16 protein-coding genes are annotated in these 21,084 nt (G+C 66.6%); 3 read left to right on the top strand and 13 right to left on the bottom strand.

What is annotated here, in order from left to right; genetic code table 11:
* Positions 1-6 precede the first annotated feature (6 nt).
* Complete coding sequence (locus HNQ70_RS00080) at positions 7-960, top strand: polysaccharide pyruvyl transferase family protein (protein ID WP_183963107.1); 954 nt, start codon at positions 7-9, stop codon at positions 958-960.
* Positions 960-1,874, top strand: a complete 915-nt coding sequence (locus HNQ70_RS00085) for a glycosyltransferase family 2 protein (RefSeq protein WP_183963108.1) — start codon at positions 960-962, stop codon at positions 1,872-1,874. Before HNQ70_RS00080 ends, HNQ70_RS00085 begins: the two co-directional genes overlap by 1 nt.
* A 100-nt stretch (positions 1,875-1,974) precedes the next feature.
* Here HNQ70_RS00085 and HNQ70_RS00090 read toward each other — a convergent pair whose 3' ends face one another.
* A complete protein-coding gene (locus tag HNQ70_RS00090; protein ID WP_183963110.1) occupies positions 1,975-5,454 on the bottom strand; it encodes a hypothetical protein in 3,480 nt (1,159 codons plus the stop codon).
* A gap of 304 nt (positions 5,455-5,758) precedes the next feature.
* On the opposite strand from HNQ70_RS00090, the gene HNQ70_RS00095 reads away from it, so the two are divergent.
* The gene (locus HNQ70_RS00095; RefSeq protein WP_183963112.1) at positions 5,759-6,481 is read left to right on the top strand and encodes a class I SAM-dependent methyltransferase; all 723 of its coding nucleotides are present in this window, start codon (positions 5,759-5,761) and stop codon (positions 6,479-6,481) included.
* 11 nt (positions 6,482-6,492) lie between these two features.
* Here the strand turns inward: HNQ70_RS00095 and HNQ70_RS00100 are convergent, their stop codons facing one another.
* Genes HNQ70_RS00100 through HNQ70_RS00155 form a run of 12 tightly spaced genes read right to left on the bottom strand, consistent with a single transcriptional unit; the run spans position 6,493 to position 21,052 of the window.
* A complete protein-coding gene (locus HNQ70_RS00100; protein WP_183963114.1) occupies positions 6,493-7,686 on the bottom strand; it encodes a glycosyltransferase in 1,194 nt (397 codons plus the stop codon).
* Between the two features lie 19 nt (positions 7,687-7,705).
* A complete protein-coding gene (locus tag HNQ70_RS00105) occupies positions 7,706-9,019 on the bottom strand; it encodes a putative O-glycosylation ligase, exosortase A system-associated (RefSeq protein WP_183963116.1) in 1,314 nt (437 codons plus the stop codon).
* Between the two features lie 19 nt (positions 9,020-9,038).
* Positions 9,039-9,638 carry a tetratricopeptide repeat protein gene (locus HNQ70_RS20475; protein ID WP_183963118.1) on the bottom strand — a complete coding sequence of 200 codons (600 nt, stop codon included), beginning with the start codon at positions 9,636-9,638 and terminating at the stop codon, positions 9,039-9,041.
* Positions 9,635-11,560: an XrtA/PEP-CTERM system amidotransferase gene (locus HNQ70_RS00115; RefSeq protein WP_183963120.1), complete on the bottom strand. Its 1,926-nt coding sequence runs from the start codon at positions 11,558-11,560 to the stop codon at positions 9,635-9,637. Before HNQ70_RS00115 ends, HNQ70_RS20475 begins: the two co-directional genes overlap by 4 nt.
* A 15-nt stretch (positions 11,561-11,575) precedes the next feature.
* Positions 11,576-12,799, bottom strand: coding sequence for a TIGR03088 family PEP-CTERM/XrtA system glycosyltransferase (locus HNQ70_RS00120; RefSeq protein ID WP_183963122.1), 1,224 nt, complete (start codon positions 12,797-12,799; stop codon positions 11,576-11,578).
* The gene (gene xrtA, locus HNQ70_RS00125) at positions 12,799-14,331 is read right to left on the bottom strand and encodes an exosortase A (RefSeq protein ID WP_183963124.1); all 1,533 of its coding nucleotides are present in this window, start codon (positions 14,329-14,331) and stop codon (positions 12,799-12,801) included. The genes HNQ70_RS00120 and xrtA overlap by 1 nt, the downstream gene beginning before the upstream one ends.
* A complete protein-coding gene (locus HNQ70_RS00130; RefSeq protein ID WP_183963126.1) occupies positions 14,331-15,185 on the bottom strand; it encodes an XrtA system polysaccharide deacetylase in 855 nt (284 codons plus the stop codon). Before HNQ70_RS00130 ends, xrtA begins: the two co-directional genes overlap by 1 nt.
* On the bottom strand, positions 15,182-16,219 hold the full coding sequence (locus HNQ70_RS00135; protein WP_183963128.1) for an XrtA/PEP-CTERM system-associated ATPase: 1,038 nt from the start codon (positions 16,217-16,219) through the stop codon (positions 15,182-15,184). The genes HNQ70_RS00130 and HNQ70_RS00135 overlap by 4 nt, the downstream gene beginning before the upstream one ends.
* 6 nt (positions 16,220-16,225) lie before the next feature.
* Positions 16,226-17,881, bottom strand: coding sequence for a TIGR03016 family PEP-CTERM system-associated outer membrane protein (locus HNQ70_RS00140; RefSeq protein ID WP_183963130.1), 1,656 nt, complete (start codon positions 17,879-17,881; stop codon positions 16,226-16,228).
* Positions 17,868-18,830, bottom strand: a complete 963-nt coding sequence (locus HNQ70_RS00145) for an XrtA-associated tyrosine autokinase (protein WP_183963132.1) — start codon at positions 18,828-18,830, stop codon at positions 17,868-17,870. Before HNQ70_RS00145 ends, HNQ70_RS00140 begins: the two co-directional genes overlap by 14 nt.
* Positions 18,831-18,851: 21 nt before the next feature.
* Positions 18,852-20,426, bottom strand: a complete 1,575-nt coding sequence (locus tag HNQ70_RS00150) for an XrtA system polysaccharide chain length determinant (protein ID WP_183963134.1) — start codon at positions 20,424-20,426, stop codon at positions 18,852-18,854.
* Between the two features lie 29 nt (positions 20,427-20,455).
* Positions 20,456-21,052 (bottom strand): XrtA/PEP-CTERM system exopolysaccharide export protein, encoded by a 597-nt coding sequence (locus HNQ70_RS00155; RefSeq protein ID WP_183963136.1) that lies wholly within the window; start codon positions 21,050-21,052, stop codon positions 20,456-20,458.
* Between the last annotated feature and the right edge of the window lie 32 nt (positions 21,053-21,084).

The raw sequence follows: 21,084 nt of genomic DNA on the forward strand, positions 1-21,084 counted from the left end.
CACCCCGTGAGCGAGATCGACGAAGTCGAGGCGAAGCCTGACCTCGGTGTCATCTTCGCGCGATATCGCGACCGGCAATGGCTGTTCGTGACGCCAGGCGGAAACTGGGGCGATCACCTCATCTACGTGGGTGCTGAGAAGCTCGCCCGGTCATCGGGCCTGAAATGGAGCGACGTCGACTTCGCCGGGTTCCAGGCGATGAAAGTACCCCCGGAATCCTGCATCTATCTGCATGGGGGAGGTGGCTTCAACTCCTGGGGCAGCGGGCGGCCGTTCGACATGCTGGCGCGCGCGGCCAACGTTCCCGGCGCCGTCGTGGTGCAGGGGCCGCAGACATGCGAGGTTGGCAACCCCGACGTTGGCGCCCGGTTCTCGCGACTGATGGACGAAGCCAGATGCGCGAGTGTGTTCGCGTTCGCGCGCGAGCGGACTTCGTGGGAATACATGCGCCAGTTCATGCCCGGTGCCGTGGTCTTCGGGCTGGCGCAGGACACCGCCCTCCATCTCGAGCCAGCAGACGTCCTGTGGATGGCCGGACTCAAAGATCGGCCACGCGGACGCTACGACCTGCTGATCAGCCGCCGGGACGACGAAACTCCGGGGACCGTGCTGCCGTCGGAAACGTATGAGTTGTCTCTGGATCCGGCGATGTATGCGGACAGCTTCGCGCACTGGATGAGGATTCACCTGTACGCGCGGAGTATCGTCACCAACCGGCTGCATTCCGCAATCCTCGGCTCGATTGCGGGCATCCCGGTCACGCTGCTGCCTGGGAGCTATCACAAGAATCGCAGTATTTGGGAGTTCAGCCTCCGGGAGCGCGGGGTGGCGTGGGCGGACAGCGCGCCGCCTGGCGGCGGACGCGGCTTCGATCTCCTTTCGCTTTGCCCGCCGTTCCTCAGACGAAGCTGGAAGGTGCAGCGGCTGGCGATGCGGCTCAAGGGAATGCCGGGGTCCTGATGTACGCGCGGAGCGAAGCCGCGAACGCGGCGCAGGAGGTGACGCCCCGGGTGACCGCTATCGTGCCGACGCTGGCGGAGCGCACGCGCCGCGAGGGGCTGCTGAGGGCGATCGATTCGCTCAGGAATGCTGCGTCAGAGCGTCTGAGGATTCTCGTCGTCGTGAACGGGAGCCGCTTCGATCCCGAGACTGTCTCTCTTGTTCGGGACGCTTCCGACGTCGACGTCGTGCAGATCGAGGTCGGATCGCTGCCCTACGCCCTCGAGGTCGGCCGCGGACTGGTGGAGACTCCCTATTTCTGCTTTCTCGACGACGACGACGAGTACCTTCCGGGTGCCATCGATCTTCGTCTGCGCGCACTCGAGGCCGAGCCGAAGGCGGACCTGGTCGTGACGAACGGTCAGCGATACGACGGCGAGCATCGTTTTGTGGCACTCAAGCCGCTGGATGGCGTGTCTAGGGATCCGCTGGGCAGTCTCTTCGAAGGGAACTGGCTGGCATCCTGCGGAGGGCTATTCCGCTCCGACCGTGTGAGCCCCGAGGTGTTCACCGACATCAACGCGTATACCGAATGGACCTGGATCGCATTCAGGCTAGCGCTCGAAGGCAGGCGGGTTGCCGTGCTCGACACGCCGACGTTTCGAATCAACGAGACCGCAGGGTCCGCATCGAAGTCCGATGCCTATCGACGTGCGTTCCTGGAGTTGTACCGGAGGATGCTACAGGCAGCGTTGCCGAAGGAAGTCCAGCGAACGGTCAGGAGTCGGATCAGCGATGTATGGCATGACCTCGCTGTGATCGAACTGGGCAGAGGAAATCGGGCGAAAGCCTGGAGATGTCATCTGGCTAGCATGCGGTCCTCGCATGGGATGCGCTACCTGGCGTTTACGCGTCGGTTGGTGACACAAGTTTGACGAGCTGCGATGATGGGGTCCGCCAAGCCCGCCATGTGCCTCAATGCCATCCTATTCCAAGGTTAACGTGTAACCATGGATTTTCGGTGCCTCATCAAACCTACGGGGCAGTGCGGATGAACATTACGTCGGTTTCGTGATCGAGCATGAAGACCAAACCCCGTAGCTTGGGCACGTAGTTGAAGCGACCATAGATTCGATGGCGAGCGTCCTTGTACGCCACTTTGGGAAGAATCCCGTCCACAGGCTGAACAGTGGCCTCGAAGGTCTCCGCATCAATCCGGTAGAGGTTTGCGTCGTTGCGCTTCCATAGCCAGTAAACGTCCACGACGGGGTCGTAAACCAGCGACGCCCCTTGGTCGATGCTTGGCGCGGCAGGACCCCTGAGCTCGACGTTGCTGAGGGCGCCTGCGTTTTGCAGATCGTAGATGCGTGCAGGGTATGACCCCCATGGAATCCTGAACAGACGGTTGCGCTTGGTGTCCACGGCGTAGGGCGTGTCGTACTGTGTCGTCCCCTTTGGCCCCAGATCGAACCAAGTGTTGCTGCTCTGTTGCCACTTGTAGAGGTGGTTATCCTTGAATTGGTGAATGTAGAAGTCGCCATTTGCTGCCATGCCCGTGCCAACGGGGCCTCCAATTGTTCTCGGAGCCGATGTGATGAGATTTGGCGGACCGTACTCGTTCGTGTTTGGGTCAAAAGTGTCCACCAGATTGGTGGCTATGGGCTGGTTGCCCCACGGGGCACCACCGAAGAAGATGATCCTATCAAGGGCCTCGCTGTAAGCCAGGTTCCGATAAGTGTGCCGCGAGGCTGGGCGTCCATCGGGATAGTAGGACGTGTCCCAGGGTGTGCTGGTGCTGGGATCGATCCGCCGAGTCCAGACGGGGGAGTCGCTTGCGAGCCCGATGGAGAAGATCTCGTTTCCCGCGTAGTCAAGATGTCCCCCTCCTGCGATGAACAGTTCGCTGGTCTTGGTTCGTATCACTCCCCCGGAGTAGGAGAGAATGCCAGCCTTACCCATATTCCCGGCTGCACCCTTGTATCCGGTCCACGCTTCGGTTTCCTCCAGGCGGCTGCCGGGAACCGCGCGCCACTCGAAGACCTTGGCTGAGCTCAACCATGCGGGCAGTGCGCCTGTCTCAGGGTCGGAAGCGGGGCTTTCCTCGGAGGTGGCATCGCTGCTTCCTCCGGGAGTTGACTGCGCCGGCGGAGATGGCGGTTGAGAGGACGGGGGTCTCGCCGCGATCGGCGTTGCGGCCCATGGCCTCGAGCCTGATCCAGACGTGAAGCTTGGAGGCACAGGTAGGCTCGGACGTGCATGTTCACTGCCCATGCCTCGCGGGAGAATCGCCCATTTCGGGTTGGTGGCCCAGCCCCAGCCGGCGTAGTGCGACGAAGCGAAGCTCTCCCAGGCGGCGTCACTGCCCGGCAGCCCTGCCGTGCCCGCCAGCGCCGTCAGCGCAGCGGTGGCGTAGCCTTGATCCAGATTGTTCGAGCTGTTGCTGTTGGGCTTGCTGGAAGGGGCCCAGCGCGTGTTCAAGTCGTAGCCGGCATACTCGGCGTGCAGCGCGTCCCAACTGGAGTAGAAGGTTCCCGTCTGGGCGTCGAGCACCGGGATCTTGTAGTCGGCGAGGTGGTATCCGATGAGTCCGCCGTAGTTCGCTGCGTTCACGAAAAAGGGCGCGAACCACTCCCGGAGCGCATGTGCAGGGAAACCCAGTTCGTACGCTCGGTTGAGGCTGTACATCATGAACGAGTACTGCCAGGTGGCCTCGTAACGAGCTACCGAGTTGGTGCTGCCATAGGCAGTGTTGCCTCGCTCCCAGTACCGCAGCGGATTCTCGCCCGACAGCCGGCCAGCGGTGCAGTCGCCCTTGCTGTTTGCCCATTGCCAATCGGGTCTCGAGGTGTTTTCGCCACGCACGACGCCACGGGCGCCTTCGAAGCGCGTGATTGTGTCTTCGACCGCATCGCGGAGCCAGGTGTGCGCGGCCTTGTCCGCGTCGGCTGCCGCCCAGGCGGCTTCCGACAACATCCTGAAGCCCCATGCGATGCCGCGGAGCTGGCCATTGACGGCCAGATACTCCGGGCTCACGTTCCGCGAGTAGCAGTACTCTCCGTACCCGTTTCCGGAGGTGTCGAGCAGGCTGAAGCCGGCCCAGAATTGCAGCTGCTCGTAGTAGAAATGCTCGCCAGTGAGCAGGTAGGGGATGAAGAACGGCTGCGGCTGATGCGCGATATCAGGAACCCATCCGTTGCCGGAGCGCTCGCCGACCACGTTCACACGATCGGCCGCGCGGGTGTAGTTGTAGCCGAGAGACGTGTAGGCTAGCGTCGGTCGCGCGTATCCTGAAAGCGGGCGGCCAAGGGCCGATAGAGTGCGGCCCCGGTCCGCAAATTTGGCCGCGTTGCCTTCCCTCAGGTGCATCGGCCAGGAGGCCGCCAGATCGGCTTGTCCAAGTGCTACGTCCTTCAGTGCGGCACTGCCGTCGTAAAGCCAGGAAACCATCCACTTCGGATAGGGGCCGAGATCCGGTCGCCCGCCGGCCACCGTCATGTCCTTCTGCCATAGGCCCTTTTCAAACAGCCCCTTCGGCGCCGCCGCCCAGGCGTCGAGCGTGGACTGTTTGGTGCTATCGGTGAGCCGGATGGATGCGTCGTAGTTGGGAAGGGCTTGCGTGCGGGCCAGGTAAGCCAGCCCGTAGTCGATGTCGACCCCAGCGGGCGCGCCTCCGGTCCAGAACACGCGGCTCCAGCGCGACATGAAGTTGTGGTTCACGCCACTGGCAGTCATGACCGTCACGGGCGAGGACGCACCGGTCTGCACGCTGAGGTCGTACGTCTGGTTCTGTACCTTCTCCGTGTCCGTCGCTTCGAGGATCACGCGCACCCGCGTCTTGGCGATGGACGGCCAGAATTGCACCTCGAACACTGGTCGTAGGGACTTGTAGGCGTCCGAGCCCATGTCGCTGCTCTTGCCGGCATGGTCCGCGATGATCGCGGTGGTCACGACGGGGCCCTGGGTCCATAGTGTGTAGTGTCCCCGGGAGAGTATGTCGCGCGCCGACGCCTTGCCCGCGTCGCCGCCGTTGAGCGTCATGCGTGCGTCGAAGTCGAAACCCGGCGCGAGCATCTCGCTGGGGGACAGGCCCGCAGGGGCCGCGCAGGGGCCGTCCGTGAAGGATACCGAGAGGTCCCCGCTGGGGGACACGGCCGGAAGAACTGCGGAGACCACGGCGAACCGCACCGATCCATCCCCGTGCCTGGACTTGACATCCACCTGCGATGCCTCGGCCAGTACTCCGTTGATCAGCACGCGGGGGCACTGTGGGATCTCGCCTTGCACGAACGGCCTGCCGAACTGCAGCGGCTGGTTGGCGATCGGCTGACCGCTTGCGCTGCGTACTCGAAGCACGTTCGGCGCACCGGCTGCCGCGAGGTCGGCGTTGGCCGCGTCATTGGCTCGGCGCTCGATGCGAGTGCCCTCGCCGGTTCCACCAAGGGCGAGATCCGCACCTCCGTCGGCACAGCCTCCCGTCAGGAGCGGGATGCAGGTGATGGCAGACAGAAAGAGCATCGGTAGGGCATCGAAACGAACTGGAACCACCATATTGTCTGCGACCTCTCGAGCACTCGTCACCTGCGAAGTTGCACGCTTCCAGCGTGACCAAGATCACACTGGGATCGTGACAAACGGAGCGATGTTCGCAGGGGGTGGCGTACAGGAAGGCGCTGTGCCGATGGCGGGCGGCGCTCGGTCGATGAACGGCCCCTTGGCTGTGCGAATTCTTCCCTGCGCGACCGGGAGCGGCTTGTATGATCGACAGTCAGGCAGGGGTCCGTGCGCGCGGCGCGGCCTGCCTCCGCTTAGAAGGCATCCGATGACGCAGTTGACCGAGAGACTCAGGGATCGCTTCTACAGGAACGAGCAACACCCGTACCGGATCTTCGAGGCGCGGGTGGAGGAGTCACTCGCTTCGGATGCCGTTCTGCTCGATGCCGGTTGCGGGCGGACCGCCCCCGTGCTGGCGAAGTACATTGGCCGCGCCCGTCGCCTGATCGGCGTCGAACTTGTGGAGTTCGTCGACGTACCGCAGGGAATCGAAACGTACAACACCGATCTAGCGAACATTCCCATCGAATCCGGCAGCGTGGACCTGATCATTTCGAGGAGTGTCTTCGAGCACCTGCAGGATCCAGCAAGCGTGTATCGGGAGTTCTCGCGCGTGCTCAAACCGGGGGGGCGCGTGATCTTCCTGACCGCGAACATGTGGGATTACGGCACCCTGGTCGCGCGACTGGTGCCCAACAGATTCCACGCCAGGATCGTCAAGGTCGTGGAGGGGCGGCCCGAGGAAGATACCTTCCCCACCGCCTACAAGACGAATACGCCGGGCCAGATCCGGAAGCTCGCCGATGATTCAGGGTTGTACGTCGAAGCGATCGAGTACCTGAACCAGTACCCGAATTACTTCATGTTCAATGGAGCGCTGTTCCTGCTCGGCATGGGGTACGAACGCATCACGACCCGCTTCGAGATGCTGAAGTACCTGCGCGGATGGTTGCTGGTCACCCTGTCCAAGCCGGGCGCCGCAGCGAATTGACTGCGAGCGGTTCAGGGATGCTCGGAGCGGCGGCCCGCCGTGCCTGGTTCGGCCGGCCTCTTGCGTGAACGCTTGACCAACTCCGCGACGACTGTCGCGTTGTGCTCCCAGGTGTAGGGACGATCAAGTACAAGCCGTCTGGCCTCGGCGCCCAGTCTGGCGCGAAGATCGGGTTCGTCGCAAAGCCGTCTCAGGCTTTCAACGAGTTGCTCCGCATTGGCAGGATCGAACAGCAGCGCGTCGCGCTCGTGGGTGAGCACTTCCCGGATGTTCGGTGCATCCGGAGCGATGACCGCAGAACCGGCAGCCATGTATTCAAAGAGTTTCAGGGGCGACGCCCAGGCCGTCACGGCCGGCTGCAAGGCAACGTCGAAGGCCGCGATGTAACCCGGGACTTCATTCCTCGGGACGAAGCCTGTGATGCGGGCCCGGTCACCGATGTCGAGCTCCGCGATCCTTGCTTCGAGCCGGGCGCGGTCCAGCCCGTCGCCTACGATCAGCAGGTACAGGGGTAGGTCGCGCCGCTGCGCCACGAAGTCGATGATCTGCGGCAGCCCGTGCCAGTCCCGGACGAAGCCTACGAAGCCCAGCACGATGCGCCCGCTCAAACCCAGGTGGATCTTGGCTGCTTCACGCTCTGCACCGCCGGGATACATGGCGAGATCTACCCCATTAGGGATGACGATGATGCGCTTCTCGGGAACTCCGGCGGCGCGGACGTAATCCGCAAGTGCATTGGTAACTGGCAGCACATGGTCGGCGCCGCCCCAGATTCGCCGATCGGACCACGCAGCGAAGCGTTTCAGTTTCAAGCCTCCGTATGCGGCACGTTCCACGGTCAGCGGGGCATTCACTTCAAGGAGCAATGGCACGCCCAGCGCGCGTGCAACGAACCGGCCTGCATGGAGGTGCAGGTTATAGCGCTCGTAGATGGCATCCGGCTTGAACGCAATGGCGGCCCGGGCCAGCCGGCAGAGCGCTGCCAGGCTGTAGAGGAACTCGAGCACCTCGTAGACCGCGCCCGGCAGCATCCGCTTGAGTCGCTTGATGAGACCGCTGGTTTCGCCAAGCGTCGAGCCCTCCGACAGGTGAGGCCCGACGATCAGCACCTCATGTCCCGCCGTGCGCAGCGCGCGCGTTAGTTCTGTCATATGGACGAACTGTCCATCTGCGGAGGCGATGCGGTGGTGGAAGAGGATCTTCACTGCGAGCCGTTCGAGGGGTTCAGTGCAGCCGAACGTTGCCGAACGCCACGGAAGGGCGTACCTGTTGCCCAGGGGCTGGCTGGGGCAGTCTGGCGCTGGCATCCACCGTTCCAAGTCGCCGGGCCGCGAAGACGATGATGGCGAGGTAGTAGGCGAAATCCCAGTAGCCGATATTCAGGAAAGCGCCGCCCACCGCGTACGCGATCAGGCTCACTTGGATCATTCTGAGGAGCAGGCGCATCGAGTCATGTGCCGGCCCGGGTGGCAGAGCCTTTCGCGTACGGGCGCATTGCCACCAGACGGTCAGCCAGAAGGCGAGGAACAGGAGCAACCCGGGCCAACCATGCTCGCCAAGATTCTGGAAGTAGATGCTGTGGGCTGAGTGAACGGCGTCAGGCGTCGGGCTGTAACGAGCGGAAGAGCGAAAGCTGTAGTACTCGAAACCGCCTCCGGTGATCCGATCCTTGGCCACCCTGTAGGCGGTGGTCCAGGTGTTGATGCGGCTCATCGCAGACTCGTCCTGCTCGTAGGTCTGGATGGTCTCCATTCGATTCCAGTACTTCTCCGGCATCACGAGCACAGCGGTGACCACCCCGGCAACGATGAGCGGTATGGCGAGCAACTTGCGGTCGCTCTTGAGCAGGAAGAAGGCCGCCATTGCACCGATGGCGAGGAAGGATCCTCTGGAATGCGAGCCGAAGACCGAGACGGCACAGAGGAACATCGAGCCCAGAAAGGCGGCCTTGAGCCACCAGGGCTTGACTACGGTTGACAGCCAGTAGAGCAGCGGCAAGGTCATCACCAGCCCGGTGGCGAGGTGATTGTTGTCCTGGATGGCACTCTCCAAGGGGCCATAGACCTTGTATTCGCCGCCATGGGCGATGGTGAAGATGCCGCCCTTTGTGCCGAAGAATGCGACCGAAAGCGACATGACCATGATCAGGGCGATGATGCGCGCACGACTGGTCAGCAGTGCCAAGGTGACGAGGCACATGGCCTGGATCTTGACGACGTCGGCATACTTGTTGAACGCACGGGCCGGCTCCAGCGCGAACGCAGTCGTGACCGTGGCCCAGGCAAGGAAGACCAGGATGATCCAGTACTGCCGGACGCTGTCTCTCCACTCGCCTTCCTTGGAGGCTAGTAGGCCGAGAAGGGTAACGCCCGCGTAGAGCTTGGACCATGAGATCTCGCCTGCGAAGCCCCAGGTGTAGCGATGAATGTTCATCATGCCCAGCCAGACGAACACCAAGGCGCCGATGAACGGACGCCTGAAAGCCAACGGCATTCCTCCAATGAGCAGAAGGGCTAGGGCGAGATCGCGGAGCGCCATGGTCGTTTTCGCGTGCTGTCTAGCGCAGGTCGAGTTGCTTCTTCAGCGTGCCGAATCGCTCGGCGTCCTTCACCGCTTCGTCGCCTTTCGCCAGCGTCTCGCGAGCCTGATCCGGGCGGCCGGCCTTGATCTGGACATCCGCGAGAGCGAAGTAGCCTTCGGCAAGTTCGGGCGATTCGGCGATCAGTTGGCGCGCGGTGGTGGCCGCTTGGAGGTACTGCCCCAGGCGTGCCTGGATCCGCGCCTTGCGCACGAACATGTCCGCCCGGTAGATGAAGCCGGGACGGGAGCGCTCGATCACATAGTCCAGGTTCTGGATCGCGGCGCGCAGCACTGCCTCCGCATGGCTGCGCGAAACTTGTGCACTAAAGGTCCTGAACTCCTGCACGATGGCCCAGCAGTAATGGTGCATGCCAGTCCAGGCCGGGTCGCTGGCCCAAAGGCGACGTGTCGTCTCCGGATCCTTGAACCGGAGCGGCCCGCCCTCCACATACATGCAGTGCGGAGGAAGCAGCCGCCACTCGTTCGGCTTCACGTTCGGGTTCGTTGCGACGGCGCTGACCATGGACGGCAGGCCCAGCATCGTGGCCATTGCGAATATGCGGAGGATTCTCTTCACGCAGCCAATCTCCTTTCCATCCCCGCGCCAGTCTCCCGCTCCAGGAACCGATCAAAGCACACCAGCGACCAGATCGCCGAGCTCCAGTCCCTGCGGCCCGTGGTGTGCTCGTCGTACATGCGGGCGAGCGTGGCCGGGTCGAACAGTCCGGAGCCGGCCAGCCGGTCTCCGGTGAGGGTTGCTTTCGCGGTTTCGTTCAGGGGCCCGCGGAACCACTTGGCCAGCGGCACCGCGAAGCCCATCTTCTGCCGGTAGAGGATCTCGTCCGGCAGCATGGGTTCCAGGGCCTTCTTCAGCACCAGCTTGCCTTCGCCGCCCGAGAGCTTCAGGCGTTCCGGCAGGGTGGCGGCCCATTCCACCAGCGGGTGGTCCATCAGCGGCTCGCGCACTTCAAGCGAGTGCGCCATGCTGGCGCGGTCCACCTTGGTGTTGATGTCCCCCGGCAGGTAGGTCTTGTAGTCCAGGTACTGCACCAGCGCCAGCGCCTGGTCGGTGGGGGCGGTGCGCGCATGTCCGCGCAGCACTTCCACCGCATTGTAGCCGCCCAGGCGGCGGCGGAACTCGGGGGAGTAGAGCGCGCGGCGGGCCTCGTTGCTCATCACCGAGACGGTGTGGAAGTAGGCGTCCACCGAGTCGCGCGCCAGCGCCTGGAAGGTGGTCTTGCCGCGGAACATGCGCGGCATCCAGTCCAGCTTGGGGTAGAGCTGGCCCAGGGGGCCGAACACCATGCGGCGCAGGCCCAGCGGCAGGCTGGAGCGAAGCCGCTCTTCCATGGTGTGCAGCTTGTAGCGGCGGTAGCCGCCGAAGGTCTCGTCGCCGCCGTCGCCCGAGAGCGCCACCGTCACCCGTTTGCGTGCGAGCTGGCACACCCGGTAGGTGGGCAGCGCGGAGCTGTCCGCGTAGGGCTCGTCGTAGAGGTCGACCAGGCGCTCCAGCAGGCTGAAGTCGTCGCTCTTCACCTGTTCCACCTGGTGGTCGGTGCGGTAGCGCTGCGCCACCATGGCGGCGTACCCGCTCTCGTCGTGCGAGGCCACGTCGAAGGCAATGGAGCAGGTCTTCACCGGATCCGTGCTCAGGCGGGCCATTGCGGCCACCACGGCGCTGGAGTCCACCCCGCCGGACAGGAAGGCGCCCAGCGGCACCTCGGACATCATGCGGATGCGCACCGCCTCGGCCAGGCGCTCGCGCAGCTCGGCGCAGGCGTCTTCCAGGCTCACGGGGCGGTCGGCCTCGAAGCTCACGTCCCAGTAGCTGCGGGGCTCGGGCCGGGGCTCGCCCACGCGGTAGCTTAGGGTGCAGGCCGGCGGCAGCTTGAGCGCGCCGCGGTGGATGGTGCGGGGGTCCGGGATGTAGCCGTAGGCGAAGTAGTCTTCCACGGCGAAGTCGTCGATGCTGCGGTCGAAGCCGGGCAGCAGCGTGAGGCACTTGAGCTCCGAGCCGAAGGCGAAGCTGCCGTCGGCCAGCCAGCCGTAGAACAGCGGCTTCACGCCCATGCGGTCGCGCGCCAGGAACAGGGTGCGGCGGTTGCGGTCCCACAGCGCGAACGCGAACATGCCGCGGAAGCGCTCCACGCACTTCTCGCCCCACTGCTCCCAGGCGTGCACGATGACTTCGGTGTCGCTGTGGGTGTGGAAGACGTGGCCCAGTGACTGGAGTTCGGGCACCAGTTCCTGGAAGTTGTAGATCTCGCCGTTGAACACCACGGCCACGCTGCCGTCCTCGTTGAACAGCGGCTGCTGGCCTGTGGCGATGTCGATGATCGACAGCCGGCGGTGGCCCAGCGCCACGTGCGGCTCCAGGTGCAGGCCGCCTTCGTCCGGACCGCGGTGCACGATGGCGTCGGTCATGTGCGTGACCAGCCCCCGGTCGAAGACCTTGGGCGCGTTGCTGCTCGGAGAGAAGAGACCGGCAATGCCGCACATGTTCGGGGGTGTTCCTCAGGTGTGCAGGCCGGGGTCGGCCCGCTGCGCGGCGCGGGCGGGCAGCACGCCGGCGCGGATCAGTTGTTCCACGTATACCCGATGGTAAGCGTTGACCATGGTGTCCAGGCTGAACTTCGTCACGGCGAGCCGACGTGCGGCCGCTCCGTGGGCGGCGAGGGTGGCGCGGTCGGTGAAGTAGGCTTCGATGCGGTCGGCCAGGGCCGCCGTGTCCTGGCTGGGCACCAGGCGGCCGGTGCGTCCGTCCTCCACCAGCTCGGGGTTGCCGCCGACGGCGGTGGCCAGCACCGGCAGGCCGCTGGCCATGGCCTCGAGGATGGCGTTGGAGATGCCCTCGGCCAGCGAGGGCAGGCAGAGCAGGTCCAGCGCCTGCAGCCACTCGGGCACGTTGTCCTGCGCGCCGGCGAGCAGGGTGTGCTGCGCAAGCTGCAGCCCGGCGATCCGCCCGGCCAGCGCCTGCCGCTCCGGGCCGTCGCCCACCAGCACCAGCCGGGCCTGCCGGGCAAAGTCCTCATTGCGCCCGGCCACCTTTGCGAAGGCCTCCACCAGCATCGGCAGATTCTTCACGCCGGACAGCCGGCCCACTGCGCCCACCACGAAGGCCTCGGCGGGCAGCGCCTGGGGCGCCAGCCGGGCGCGCACCGCGGTTCGGTCCTGCGGGGGAGTGAAGCGCGCGGTGTCCACGCCGTTGCAGATGTTGGTGACGCGCACGGCGGGCACTCCCACGCGCTCGGTGAGATAGCTGGCCGTGGGCGACGAGAGCGCAATCTGGTGGTGGACGAAGTGCCGCATCACGCGGCGCATCGTCAGCAGCTTGCGGTTGGCGCCGGCCAGGTCGGCCATGTCCCAGCCGTGCTCGCCGTGGATGCGCACCGGCACCCGTGCCGCCCAGGCCACCAGCTGCGTCTCCAGGGTGCCGGCGTTGCGGGTGTGGAAGACGGCGGGGCGCAGGCTGCGCAGCAGGCGGTACAGGCGCGGGAAGATGCGTGCGGTCTGCCCGGCCGGGCGGTGCAGCTCGTGGATGCGCACGCCGGGGCGGCGGATGCGCGCGGCGAAGCCGGGGTTGGCCTCGGTGAGGGCGATCACGCAGTGGTCGGCGAACTCCGCCGGCAACCGGTTGATCAGGTTCACCAGGCCGTTCTCCATGCCGCCCACGTCGAAGCGGTGGACGACGTGGGCGATCAGCGGGCGCGCGGCCGCGCCGGCCCGGTCGCCGGGCATCAGAGCCCCGCGGCGGTGGCGCCGGCCTGCAGCCCCTGGACGGCCTTCGCGAGGCGGGCGCGGGTGTCGTCCAGGGAGCCCTCGATGGGCACCCATGCTACGAAGGCCAGCGACTCGTCGCCGCGGCCGCGCAGCAGGTCCAGCGCGGTGTGGATCTTCACCCGCCTGGGGTCGGCGAGAACCCGGCCGTTCAGCCAGAACCATTCCCAGGCCAGCACCGCGCCTGCGGGGCTGGCCAGGCGGTATTCGTTCACCGGGCCGACGGGGAAGCCCGTACCCAGCGCAGCGGGCTCGCGGGTGCTGCGGGCGGTGATGCGCCAGGCCTGGCCCGAATCGACGCGACCGGGGTTCATGCCGTTCTCGTAGGTGATCATCTCGCCGTGCCGGTGCTGGCGCACGTAGTGGGTCACCATCATGCCAACGCCCAGGTCGTGCACCACGCGGCCTTCGAGATGACCGACGCCGCCGTCGTAGACCGGGCGGTAGGCCTCGGCCGGCGGCGGCTGCGCCTCGCGGGCGATCAGCGCGGCCAGCGGGGCCAGCTTCACCGTGGACTCGCCCTGGTCCTGCAGCGTTCCGGTGCCGGCGACCGCGCCGCCGATGATGCCGGCGGCGAGCACCAGCCCGAGGGCCAGGGCGGCGGGGCCGGTGGACCGAGCGGCAGCTGCGGCGGTCATGTCAGGCGCAGCGGCGCGGTCTTTCCAGCGCGAGCCGATCCAGAACACGATGGCCATGACGATGCCGAAGAACACCCAGCCGTAGATGAGGTGGTCGACGCCGACTGCGAGCTTCATGCCGCTGAGGTGGCCCAGCATAACGATCAGGTAGGCGCGCAACCAGTTGGCCACCACCGCCACCACCACAGTCATCGCAATGAACAGCGCCCGCAGCAGCCAGGAGTGCCAGGAGAGGTAGGCGTAGACGGCAGACAGCGGCAGCGCTGCCAGCAGGTAGCGTAGCCCGCTGCAGGCCTCGACCACCGACCAGCGGCCGCTGGGCAGCTCGAAGAACAGCCCGTCGCGCGCGACCGGGACGCCGGACAGGCGCACCGCAGCCACGGTGAAGTCCGCGGTGCGCTCCATCATCACCGGGTAGAGCCCTTCGCCGAAGGGCACCGCGAACAGCAGGAAGGCCAGCGGATAGGCCAGCGACCAGACCAGCCGCCAGCCGAAGACCAGCGCCAGTGCGCTGGGCAGCATTCCCACCAGCGCGAACTGCTCCACCACGTTGACGCCCGCCAGCCGCCCGAGCATCCAGGCGGCGCAGGCAAGCATCAGCGGGATGGCCGCCGGCCAGAAGGGCGCCAGCGGCTGGGCGAGCACTTCGCGGCGGTTGTGCCAGGCCAGCCAGAGCGCCATCGGCACGATGAGATAACCGTGCTGGTAGTTCTCGGTGTTCCAGACCTGCACCATGGCGCGCAGGGTGTCGCCGAAGGCGAAGCCCATCAGCGCCAGCAGCGCGGCCAGCAGCGCGAGCGCGGCGGCCCCGGACATCGATGCGTCGGGGCGGGCGGGAAGGGGGAGGCTGCTCATCAGCTGGCGCAGGCCTTTTCCAGTTCGTCGCTGAAGGCTTGGTCCACCCTCTGCCAGCGGAATTCGCGCAGCAGCCGGCGGATGCGCGGCTCGGTGCGGTGCAGGTTCAGGTAGTGGCGGAAGCGCGTCTTGGCATTGGCGCTGTCCACCCGGGGCTGCTCGGGGTCGAACTCCCACGGGTGGAAGTAGACGATGGCCGGGCGCTGGTCCACCGCGTTGACGCGGCGCAGGCCCCAGGCCGACACGTTGTAGGGCAGCAGCCGGAAGTAGCCGCCGCCGCCGATCGGCCAGTTGCGTCCGCCCCAGCGCACCGTGGTGACCGGGATTTCCAGCAGGCCGTCGCCGGTGCGCCAGGGAAAGCGCGGCGCGTCCGGCATGCCGTAGTGGTCGTGCACCACCGGGTAGACGCTGGAACTGTAGCGGTGGCCGGTTTCCAGCAGCACGTCGTGCGCCCAGAGGTTGCCCGCGCCGATGGAGAAGCTGGGCGCGCGGTAGCCGATCACCGGGCAGCCGCCGGTCTGCTCGAGGATGTCGCGGGCCTTGACCAGGTCGGCGCGGAACTCGGCCGGGGTCTGGTCGCTGGCGCGGTGATGCTCATAGCCGTGGCTGGCCAGCTCGTGGCCCGCGTCGACGATGCGGCGCACCAGCATCGGATAGCGTTCGGCGATCCAGCCCAGGGTGAAAAAGGTGGCGCTGGCCTCCTGCTCGGCGAGCATCCCGAGCAGCAGGTCGACATTGCGCTCGACGCGGCAGGGCAGGCTGTGCCAGTGCGCGCGGTCGATGTAGGGCGCAAACGCCGAGACCTGGAACCAGTCCTCGACGTCGATGGAGAAGGCGTTGGCGATGGGGCTCACTCGCTGGGCTCCTCGTCGGCCACGCGCCGGGCGTTGCGGGCGCGCAGCGCGGCGAGCACCTTCTTGAGCATGCCGTAGGTCATGCTGGTGGAGGCTTCGAGCAGGGCCACGCGGTCTTCCAGCTGCGCAATGCGGTCGGCGTCCTGAGGCGCGAATTGCACCGTATAGGCGCTGGCCGGGCCGGGTGCGATGGCCGCCACGCCCGGGGGCACGTCCTGCAGCCCGGTTTCTTCGCCGAGCTCGGCGGCCGCTTCCTCCACCTGCTCGGCGGTGACCCGGTGCAGCTCGCCGAGGTACGCGGCCAGCAGGGTGCGGTCGCACAGCGTGTTGATGCGGCGGGGAACGCCGCCGGAGTGCGCGAAGATGCTGTCGAAGGCGGCCTCAATGAAGGCTGGGTTCTCCTGCCAGCCCACGTGGCGCAGGCGGTGCTCCACGTAGGCCTGTGTCTCGGCGCGGTCGAGCGGTCCCAGATGGTAGGAGGCGATGATGCGCTGCTTCAGCTGGCGCATCTCGGGGCGCTGCATGATCTCGCGGAACTCCGGCTGCCCGACCAGGAAGCTCTGCACCAGCGAGCGGGTGCCCACCTGGAAGTTGGACAGCATGCGCAGTTCCTCGACTGCGCGCGGCGAGAGGTTCTGCGCTTCGTCCACCACCAGCAGCGCCCGCCGGCCCTCGGCATGCAGCGCGCGGAAGTGCTGCTCCAGCTGCACCAGCAGGGCGGCCTTCTGTGTGCCCGCATGCTCCAGCCCGAAGCTGGCGGCCACCAGGCGCAGCAGGTCGTCGGCGTCCACCTGGGTGCTGACGATCTGCGCGGCGATGATGGTTTCGGCCGGAATGCGGCGCAGCAGGTTGCGCACCAGCGTGGTCTTGCCCGCGCCCACGTCGCCGGTGATGACGATGAAGCCCTCGCCCTGATGCAGGCCGTACTCCAGGTAGGCCATGGCGCGCTTGTGGCCGCGGCTGCCGTAGAAGAAATCCGGGTCGGGGTTGAGCTGGAAGGGCTTGCCGGACAGGCCGAAGAAGGACTCGTACATGGGGGATCAGAACCTGGTGTCGAGCGAGCCGAAGATGGCGTTCTCGTCGTAGCCGCTGAAGCCCGTGGCGCCGCTCACCTTCTGGACGCTGCGCCGCACGCCGATGCCGGCGCTGGTGTCGCTGGTGAGGTTGGTGATGTAGCTGGCCGACATCGTGGTGAAGCGCGACGTGCGGTCGGTCGTCGCGGATTCGGTGTCCTGACGGCGCACGGTGAAGCGCAGCGATGAGCGCATATCGAGCCGGGTATTCAGGCTCAGGCGCACGCCCCGCTGCTGGAGGCTGCCGGTGAACTCCGGGAACTCGATCTCGCCCAGCGTGTTGCGCACCGCGGTGTCGCGCGTGGTTCTATAGACGGTGAGGAGCAGGGCGCCGCGCGGAAGCTGGTACCCCACGTTGGCGGTGAGCCGCTTCTGGTAGACCGCGACGTCGGTGGTGAGGCTGGCCGCCAGCACTGGGTCGCCGGATTCCAGCAGCTCCTGCAGTGCCGGCGAGGTGACGATGGGGCCGCGATCCGGGACGATGACGCTGCCGCCGAAGCCGGCGCTGGGGTTGAACAGCAGCAGCGCGGCGTCCGAGCCGGAAACCACGCCACGGCTGTAGGCGAGCCCGAAGTTGAAGCGGCGGGCGCTGTGCGAGACCGACAAGCTGCTGTTGGTGCCGTAGAACTGGTCGACCCACTGTGCGCTCAACGAGGTGCGCGAGCTGGGCGCCCAGACCACGCTCACGCCCGGGCCCACGCCGTAGTCCTTGCCGTCGATGTTCAGCCGGTCGATCTGCATGTAGTTGGCGGAGACGCCCAACCGCAGTTCCGGATTGAGCGCGTACCAGAGGTTGGCGGCGGCCGAGGTGCGGCCCGCGGTCAGGCCGGACTTGTACTCTCGCTCGTTGGCCTGCCCGGACAGCGACCAGCCCCAGCCGGAGAAGCGCGGCCCGCTGCCGATGGATGCGTTCAGGCGGTGGTCGGCGCGCAGGCCCAGCACATTGCCGCCGCTCACGTTGTTCATGCGCAGCGAGTAGTCCGCGCGGTAGCTGGCGTTCGAGCCCAGCCGGCCGGTGAGGTAGGGCGAAATCTCGAGACCGGAGTAGCGGCGGCGGTTTGACTGCAGCGATGCGGTATCGCTGCTGGTGACGCCGAACGGGGACAGCGCGATGTCCTGGATGAACGCCGACGCGTCGATGCCGTAGCGGTCGCCGGGAGCCCGGGCCGAACCGTTGGCGCGCAGCGCGTAGCGCAGCAGGTCGAGAGAGTCGGCGCCCGGAGCGGTTTCGGACCGGTAGAAGTTCCGGACGGAGAAGCGCAGGTCGCCCTGGAGACGGGCCTTGTTCACCGACGCGTGGACGTAGGGGCTGACCTCGGTGACGAAGCCGGCCTTTTCGTTGCCGTCGCTGCGGCGCAGGATGTTGTCCGAGAAGGTCTGAGCCACGCGCAGCCCGGGCAGGAAGCGCAGGTCCTGGAAGGCCGAGAGGCCGCCGCCGCCGCCGGAGGACAGCGCGTCCCCGGAGCCGGCAGTCGTGCCAGAGGCCGACGATCCGCCTGCGGAGGACGACCCGGAAGACCCGCCCCCGGAGGACGATCCGCTGTCCTGCGCGAAGGCGCCGCCCGAGAAGAGAAGTGCGATCGATACCGCGAGCGTGCCGCCGAGCTTCCTATGCCTGACCATACCCGTATCCGTAGTAGCCGCCGTAGCCGCCGCCTTCGGTTCCAGTGGCCTTGTTCAGCACGAGGCCGATCACCTCGGAGCCGTCGAGCATGGCGAGCGATTCCTTCATGGCTTCCCGCGGCGTCTTGCCGGCTTCCACCACGAGCACGATCTGCCCCATGTAACTGGCCAGCACGCGGGATTCGGTGGTGACCAGCAGCGGCGGGGAATCGAAGATGACGACACGGTCAGGATACCGCACCGAGATCTGCTCCAGCAGCCGGGTCATGGCCGCGCTGGCGAGCAGCTCGGTGGCCTGCTGGTGGCGGCGGCCTGCGGGGAGGATGGCGAGCTTCTCCACGTTGGTGGGCAGCACGAACTGCTCGACGTCCAGGCGGTCGTCCAGCAGCAGTTCCATCAGTCCTTCCTCGGTCTGGATGCCCAGCTCGCGAGGCAGCGACGGGCGGGCGACGTCGGCATCCACCAGCAGCACCTTGTGGTCGCGCTCGGCAGCGATGCTCATCGCCAGGTTGATTGCGCAGAAGCTCTTGCCCTCTCCGGGGAAGGAGCTGGTGACCATCACCCGCTTGCCGTTGCGGATGGGGGCCACGCCCTTTCCGAAGGCGTTGGCGATCAGCGGGCGCTTGATGACGCGGAACTCCTGCGAGATGCGGCCCTCGTTGGTGTCCGGGGGTACGAAGCCGCGCAGGCGCAGGCTCTCGATGTTCAGGCGCACCGGCTCGGGCTGGGGCCGCTGCGGGGCGGCGGGTGCGGCTTCCGCGGTGGCCGGGGCGACGGCGCTGGCCGCATGGGCGACTTCGCTTGCGTCGCTGCGCTCCATCAGCGCCTCGATGGTCGAGGCCTTCTCCCTGGGCTCTGCGGGCGCGCCCGGGTGGGCAGTCGTGCCCGCCTTCGGTGCTGCGGGGTCTCCGCCGGTGAGTCGGCTCACTGCACGTTCGATCAGGCTCATGTGTCGGGATCCGTCCGCGGATTACGTGGTGAGGCTGCGCAGCGACAGCCAGGTCATCACGGCAAGGAACAGGCCGATGTAGGACAGCGCGCTAGCCGAGAATGCGATCAGCCCCCTGCGTGCCGCCGCATTCGTCTTGGCGTCAGTGACCAGGGTGACTGCGCCCAGGATGGGCATGCCGCTCACCTGGCGCAGCGTGCGCAGATCGAAGAAGGTGGGGCGGAGCTGGTCGCGCAGGAAGGCCACGCCCGCACCGGCGCCCAGCGAGAGCACCAGCACTGCCGCCAGCAGCAGCGGACGGTTGGGCCACACGGGCTTGGGCGCTACCCGTGGCGGGTCGACAACGCGGAACTCGGCGCCGCCGCCGGAGGCTTCGATATCGGTGGACATCTGCGCGGATTCGCGGCGGGCCAGCAACAGCTCGTAGTTGCGCTTGTTGACGTCGTAGTCGCGGTTGAGCTGCTGGTACTCGGCTTCCACCTCAGGGACCGCGTTGGCGCCGCGCTGCGCCTCGGCAAGGCGGGCCTGGTAGTCGCGCACCTTGCGGGCGAGCGAGGCCACAGTGACTTCGGCTTCGGTGACCGAGGCGCGCAGCTGCTGGTGTACCGGGTTGGAAACGGTGCCCGGCCCCTGGGTGCCGGCGGACGCCGCGCGTTCGGTCTCGGCCTTGATCTCCTCGGCGCGCAGCTGCTCCAGCTGCTGCATCACCCGCTTGACGCCCTGCACGTCGGGATGCTGCTCGGTGTAGCGCAGCATCAGTTCGTCCAGGCGCTGGCGCTGGGTGTTGATGCGGTCGTCGTATTGCGAACGGAAGGCGCTGCCCCCCGCGCTGCCGAACATCATTCCGGTGGCCGGAAGCGTGGGCGGCTCCAGCGCCAGCTGGCGGCGCAGCTCGTCGCGCACCGTCTCGGCCTGGTTCAGTTCCAGCCGGGCGGCTTCCAGCTGTGACTCGAGTTCGCCGGCCCGCGTGACGTAGTCGCGCGCCAGGCTGGGCATCATCTGGATGTTGCGGATCTTGAAATCCTTGAGCGCGCTCTCCGCCCCAAGCAGGCGCTGCTCGTACTGGCGGATCTGCTCGTCGATGAAGCGGCGGGCCTGCTCGGTGTCGCGCCGCTTGTTGCCGAGGTTGGACTCCACGAAGATGGACAGCAGCGACTGGACCACGGCTTGCGCGGAGCGGGGCTGTTCGTGGTTGTAGGAGATGGTGTAGAGGTTGGCCGCGCCGCGTACCGGGGCGAACTGGATCGACTTCATCAGGCCGTCGATCATCGCGTCCCGCTCCTGGGGCGTCTTGGTGGTGAGGTCGAGGTCGGAGGTGCGCATCACGCGCTCCACGTTGGGCCGGCTCACCAGCGTGCGGCCAACCATTCCGATCTGCTCCTGCATGTTGGGCTGTACCGCCAGGCCCTTCATCAGCGGTGCGAGGATGGTCTGGGTGTCTACGTAGACGCGGGCGGTGGCCTGGTACTGGTCCTTGAGCGTCATCACGTAGAGGGCGCCGGCCAAGCCGATGAAGGCCGAGGTGAGCAGCCCCCACCAACGGTAGGTCCACACCCCGCGCAGGATGGTGCGGAGGAGTTGAAGAATTTCTTGCATCTAGCGGAACTCCGTTGCCGGCCGGGGGCTCAGAACCAGCTCTCCGGGATGATGATGACGTCGCCCGGGCGCAGCTCCACGTTGGCGGTGACGTCGCCGCGCTTGAGCAGATCGTGCAGGCGGATGTTGTAGGCCTTGTTGGCCTCGGTGGCGCGGATCAGCACCGCGCGGTTGCCCGCGGCGAACTCGGTGATTCCGCCCACGGAGATCATCGCGTCCAGCACCGTCATGTCCTGCTTGTAGTTGAGCGCCGCCGGGCGTGCCGCCTGGCCGACGATGCGCACCTGCTCGCTGGTGGGGCCCACGAAGCCCTGCACGACGATGGTGACCACCGGGTCCTGGATGTACTTCTTGAGCTTTGCCTCCATCTCGCGCGCAAGCTCGGTGGGGTTCTTGCCGATGGCCACCATGTCCTCGACTAGCGGCGCGGTGATCTTGCCGTCCGGGCGCACCGGAACGGTGGCCGAAAGCTCGGGGTTGCGCCAGACGGAGATGTTCAGGGAGTCGCCTGCGCCGATCAGGTATTTGTAGTCGGGCGTGGCGGCTTTCAGCGGCGCGGGCGGCAGGCTGGAAGCGCAGCCGGCCATCAGCAGGGCGGCAAACAGGGCGGCGAACAGTCGGATCATGGGCAACTCCTGGGGATTGCGGTCAGCTTAAC

Source organism: Quisquiliibacterium transsilvanicum, assembly GCF_014202215.1.
Taxonomy (GTDB): domain Bacteria; phylum Pseudomonadota; class Gammaproteobacteria; order Burkholderiales; family Burkholderiaceae_E; genus Quisquiliibacterium; species Quisquiliibacterium transsilvanicum.

Coding starts and splice junctions, on each gene's coding strand:
- HNQ70_RS00085 (WP_183963108.1), top strand. CDS start 960: ATGTACGCGCGGAGCGAAGCCGCGAACGCGGCGCAGGAGGTGACGCCC.
- HNQ70_RS00090 (WP_183963110.1), bottom strand. CDS start 5,454: ATGCTCTTTCTGTCTGCCATCACCTGCATCCCGCTCCTGACGGGAGGC.
- HNQ70_RS00095 (WP_183963112.1), top strand. CDS start 5,759: ATGACGCAGTTGACCGAGAGACTCAGGGATCGCTTCTACAGGAACGAG.
- HNQ70_RS00105 (WP_183963116.1), bottom strand. CDS start 9,019: ATGGCGCTCCGCGATCTCGCCCTAGCCCTTCTGCTCATTGGAGGAATG.
- HNQ70_RS00115 (WP_183963120.1), bottom strand. CDS start 11,560: ATGTGCGGCATTGCCGGTCTCTTCTCTCCGAGCAGCAACGCGCCCAAG.
- HNQ70_RS00120 (WP_183963122.1), bottom strand. CDS start 12,799: ATGCCCGGCGACCGGGCCGGCGCGGCCGCGCGCCCGCTGATCGCCCAC.
- xrtA (WP_183963124.1), bottom strand. CDS start 14,331: ATGAGCAGCCTCCCCCTTCCCGCCCGCCCCGACGCATCGATGTCCGGG.
- HNQ70_RS00135 (WP_183963128.1), bottom strand. CDS start 16,219: ATGTACGAGTCCTTCTTCGGCCTGTCCGGCAAGCCCTTCCAGCTCAAC.
- HNQ70_RS00140 (WP_183963130.1), bottom strand. CDS start 17,881: ATGGTCAGGCATAGGAAGCTCGGCGGCACGCTCGCGGTATCGATCGCA.
- HNQ70_RS00145 (WP_183963132.1), bottom strand. CDS start 18,830: ATGAGCCTGATCGAACGTGCAGTGAGCCGACTCACCGGCGGAGACCCC.
- HNQ70_RS00150 (WP_183963134.1), bottom strand. CDS start 20,426: ATGCAAGAAATTCTTCAACTCCTCCGCACCATCCTGCGCGGGGTGTGG.
- HNQ70_RS00155 (WP_183963136.1), bottom strand. CDS start 21,052: ATGATCCGACTGTTCGCCGCCCTGTTTGCCGCCCTGCTGATGGCCGGC.